This is a genomic window from Pseudoxanthomonas sp. LARHCG66, assembly GCF_052871755.1.
Map to the genome: position 1 here is coordinate 1 of NZ_JBIXJW010000013.1, position 3,894 is coordinate 3,894.

A 3,894-nucleotide genomic window follows, 5' to 3' on the forward strand; every position below is an offset into this window, starting at 1 on the left:
CGATCCGGCCATTGAGCCATTTCGGCTCCATGTCGTAGCCGCCATCTAACCGAACCCGGTTACCGGCACGAAGCCGGTGGCCTAACAGGTTGGCTAAGAAGGAAAGTGCCATGAGGGCCCTAACACCTGAATTAAGCCGACCCGCGAAGCGGGTTCGGCTTGAATGAACTGTTAGGCGGCAACATACCAAACTACGCTCGCTTAACTGGGCTTGGGCCGGACGCGTTCAAGCGCTCGCAAGTACCTATAAACAGCAGCGCTCCTAGCACCGACGCTGGCAGCGCGAAGAAAGCAAAGAACCCGGCAGCGCCAAGAGACAGGCCCAAGTTGCCCCGGATGGCCGCCAAGGCCGTAAACAGGATGGCCGGCGAAAGCGCCGCGGCTGCCGCCATGAGAAAAGCGGGGCCTTTTTTTGTTTCGATGCGCCGGCCTGCCCAAGGTGCCAAAAGAAGCCCAACGGAATAAATAGGCAACAGAAGCCCAAGGAGGGCCCCCATGCCGTCGACTAACTGGCTGGACTCTCGCGGGCCCGCAAGCAGCACAACCGCGAAAGGAAACAGGACGAAGAGCGCGACCGGAAGTGAGAAGGCAAAAAACATTGCTTGGCGGTACTTTGAGTTCACGATAGTTTCGCCTTGCCGCCTAACGCCTGAATTAAGCCGACCCGCGAAGCGGGTTCGGCTTGAATGAATTGTTAGCCCCCGCCACGAGACCAACTTCCATCTGCGAGCTTCTCATACGAGAAGCCTTGGGTCTTTGACTCTTGGATGATGAAGCCGGTAGGGCGGCTGTGGGCCACGATAGCAGCCTCACTCATCCCAGCCTGCTCAACGTCATTCTTGAAGAAGACCCATATTTCATCGGCCTCCTTCCCCAGGGCTGACTTGTCGGACATCGGCAGGTCAGTTTGATAGTTAAGAACGAGCCACTTGTTCTTGCCGTTGGTGGAGAACATCTTGGTGATTCCTATGAGCTTGATCACTTGCCCGTTGGGTAGCGTGTGGTCTTGGTGCTGTGAGCCAGCAGAGCAGGCTGTCAGCAGTGCAATTACCGAAGCGAGAAGTATCTTGCGCATGGAGTCTCCCAAGGGGCTAACGCCTGAATTAAGCCGACCCGCACTGGATTGGCACCGAAGTCGATATTACCCAGAACCAACCGAAGTTAGCGAACCTGATGCGGGTTCGGCTTGAATGAATTGTTAGGTGTGCCGACCGCAGCACTAACGGCGGCCATCACGCCGGTAGTTGGGATCGTACTCGCCGTCATTGGGGCGGAGTTTGAACGCGTACGGGTCATGCTTGTAGATAGCAGTTGCTGCGCCCGCGAGGTTCAGCAAGCAGAAAATTGTGCAGAAGATGCGGACAAACTTATCAGTCGTGCGATACGCGGCAAAGGCGAGGCCGATTGCAAAGACTATGAAGACAATGGCCATGACCTTCTCTCCAAGGCACACCTAACACCGGAATTAAGCCGACCCGCGAAGCGGGTTCGGCTTGAATGAATTGTTAGGCGGCACCGCCAGCAGCCTAGCCGCCATAGCGGTCCACCAGGGAGGACCTTGCCGCTGCCAGTTGATCCCCGTAGTCAGAGGCGAACGGAGTGATCAGTTGCTTCTCCAAACTGGCGAGAACCACGCTCAAAGCATGCTCCTCTGCCGTGTCCGTGACCGACGCGAGCTTGCCAGACGAAAGCAACTCAAACAGCACCAGAGCCTCGTCGTCCGACAGTTGAACTTGAGTCGCCATAGTTCTCTCTTGCCGCCTAACGCCTGAATTAAGCCGAACCGCGAAGCGGGTTCGGCTTGAATGAATTGTTAGGTGCCGCCTTGGGCGCGCGTGTATTTGCCAAAGACAGCGCCCAGCCACCCGAAAAACGAAAACATTACTGCTGCAATCATGGCTGACGCGAAGCTCTGACGCTCTGTTGCAACGGCTGGAACTAGAAGAACGGCTGTGCCTAGTACAACTGCTAATACACCGGTACCAATAGGTTTATCTGCTGCGAGGCGAGCAGCAGCGACTCCAGTCAGAATGGCAATGATGTAGCTAGAAAATTGAATGAGCAGCCAGGCGCCGTTGGCCAGGGTGCCGCCGCCAGAGGAAGTGCCAGCTCGAGCGACGAGCACACCAGCTATGAGCTGTCCCGTTACGAAAAGTGCAGCTCCTATTGCGAGAGATTTGCGATTGCCACTGAGCATGATGCGGCACCTAACACCTTGAATTAAGCCGACCCGCGAAGCGGGTTCGGCTTGAATGAATTGTTAGGCCGCGCCCGACTGATCACGCGACCACCCCAATTGCCCGCAACCGGTCAGCAACCTGCGCCAACGCCTGTGGGTGAGGTTTGAGCTTGCGCAGAAAACGAGTGCGCCACTTAGTCCAGTTTGCAGCGACTGAAGGATCTGCCTCTGCGGAAGCCCCAGGGTCGTCGTCAAAGCCGAACTCGAAACCGCAGCTACACATAGCGAATGAGGCGCTACCGTCGCTGTAGTAGGGCTGCTCGGCGAGCTCGACACTGCCGCACACTGGGCAAGCCCAGCTCCCAGACTCCGAGCGGTACAAAGTTGCATCGGTGCCGTCTCTGAGAGTTACACGATGAGCTTCCATAGCGGCCTAACACCTGAATTAAGCCGACCCGCGAAGCGGGTTCGGCTTGAATGAATTGTTAGGTGCCGGCCGGTGATGCCTGTCGGCGGCTATGACAACGCCGCTGCCGTCCGGCCACTCCACCTGGTAGATCACCGATTGTCCCGGGGCGTCGCCAACACTTTTATAGCATCTGGCCCCGGCCGTGAACTCACTAAGCCAACAGATGTAATCGACCAGGTAAAAGCCAATCCGAGAGCGCTGGCTAATGCCGAGGAAGCTCTCAACAAAAGAACCAAACTCTATGCTCCAGTTGTCGATCATGTTGTCGCCATGAGCGTGACCGAGACTGTCGCCTGGTTCTGAGAAAGTGGCAGAGAGATTGCAGAGGACTGCGTCAGTCGTGACTGATCTGGCGACAGCGTCGAGGTAGCCCGAAAGAAACAAGACATGCTGTTGTACTGAGAGTTCAGTCATCTTGCTCTATTTTCCGGCACCTAACACCGGAATTAAGCCGACCCGCGAAGCGGGTTCGGCTTGAATGAATTGTTAGAGCCCATATCCCGTGAATCCGGCGCCTTGGGCCGCATAGTAAATTGCCATGACTCCGAATAGGAATGACAAGAGAAACTGCATCATGTGGCGTGTTTTAGCTGGGTCTTGGGAAAAAGCGGAACTCATACCTTTGGGCTGAATCAATGCTACGACCGAGTGGAACATCATCGAAATACCGCAAGCAGTTAGTGTGAGCAAGGCGAGAACTGAAAATTGCGGAATGTTTATCCCGTTGCGCCCAGGATTGAGTAGCAGCATGACCGCTATGGGTAGCCAGAAGAAGCATGCATTGAACCAGGGCCGAACATTTCTCACGTGGGCTCTAACGCCTGAATTAAGCCGACCCGCGAAGCGGGTTCGGCTTGAATGAATTGTTAGGGCTCATGCTAGTTGAAACCCCGGTTGTGTGCTTCGGTCACCCATGCTGCATCTACTGGGCCATTGAATCCGACGACAGCGTCGATGCCGCAGTGCGGGCAGAGCGCGGTTTGTCCGATAGGCTCACCGTCCGTCCACTCCTGGATGACGCCAGGGGAGAACTCGGTAAAGAAGTAGAAACAGACCGCGATCTCACTTGCGAGCAGTTGCGTCCGATGCATTGACGAGCCACAAGTCCTTCCCATGAGCCCTAACACCAGAATTAAGCCGACCCGCGAAGCGGGTTCGGCTTGAATGAATTGTTAGGTGCCATCCCCGATCTGCTGGGTAACGAGCACCGATGGAGACAGCCTCACAAAAACCCTGTCCTCGCCTG

6 protein-coding genes are annotated in these 3,894 nt (G+C 56.0%); all 6 read right to left on the reverse strand.

Features of this window, described 5'->3' with window-relative positions; translation table 11 throughout:
• Window positions 1-191 precede the first annotated feature (191 nt).
• Entirely contained in the window at window positions 192-623 is a 432-nt protein-coding gene (locus tag ACIPRS_RS18775) for a hypothetical protein (RefSeq protein ID WP_446539642.1), read from the reverse strand.
• A 71-nt stretch (window positions 624-694) separates the two neighbouring features.
• Window positions 695-1,075 (reverse strand): hypothetical protein, encoded by a 381-nt coding sequence (locus ACIPRS_RS18780; RefSeq protein WP_192202772.1) that lies wholly within the window; start codon window positions 1,073-1,075, stop codon window positions 695-697.
• A 144-nt stretch (window positions 1,076-1,219) separates the two neighbouring features.
• Entirely contained in the window at window positions 1,220-1,432 is a 213-nt protein-coding gene (locus ACIPRS_RS18785) for a hypothetical protein (RefSeq protein WP_446539643.1), read from the reverse strand.
• A gap of 94 nt (window positions 1,433-1,526) precedes the next feature.
• Complete coding sequence (locus tag ACIPRS_RS18790) at window positions 1,527-1,745, reverse strand: hypothetical protein (protein WP_446539644.1); 219 nt, start codon at window positions 1,743-1,745, stop codon at window positions 1,527-1,529.
• A gap of 68 nt (window positions 1,746-1,813) precedes the next feature.
• Window positions 1,814-2,197 carry a hypothetical protein gene (locus ACIPRS_RS18795; protein ID WP_192202777.1) on the reverse strand — a complete coding sequence of 128 codons (384 nt, stop codon included), beginning with the start codon at window positions 2,195-2,197 and terminating at the stop codon, window positions 1,814-1,816.
• Between the two features lie 427 nt (window positions 2,198-2,624).
• Window positions 2,625-3,062: a hypothetical protein gene (locus ACIPRS_RS18800; protein WP_446539645.1), complete on the reverse strand. Its 438-nt coding sequence runs from the start codon at window positions 3,060-3,062 to the stop codon at window positions 2,625-2,627.
• Window positions 3,063-3,894: the final 832 nt, after the last annotated feature.

Excerpts from the sequence above, each read along its gene's own strand:
- ACIPRS_RS18780 (WP_192202772.1), bottom strand. The coding sequence starts at position 1,075 with ATGCGCAAGATACTTCTCGCTTCGGTAATTGCACTGCTGACAGCCTGC.
- ACIPRS_RS18785 (WP_446539643.1), bottom strand. The coding sequence starts at position 1,432 with ATGGCCATTGTCTTCATAGTCTTTGCAATCGGCCTCGCCTTTGCCGCG.
- ACIPRS_RS18790 (WP_446539644.1), bottom strand. The coding sequence starts at position 1,745 with ATGGCGACTCAAGTTCAACTGTCGGACGACGAGGCTCTGGTGCTGTTT.
- ACIPRS_RS18795 (WP_192202777.1), bottom strand. The coding sequence starts at position 2,197 with ATGCTCAGTGGCAATCGCAAATCTCTCGCAATAGGAGCTGCACTTTTC.
- ACIPRS_RS18800 (WP_446539645.1), bottom strand. The coding sequence starts at position 3,062 with ATGACTGAACTCTCAGTACAACAGCATGTCTTGTTTCTTTCGGGCTAC.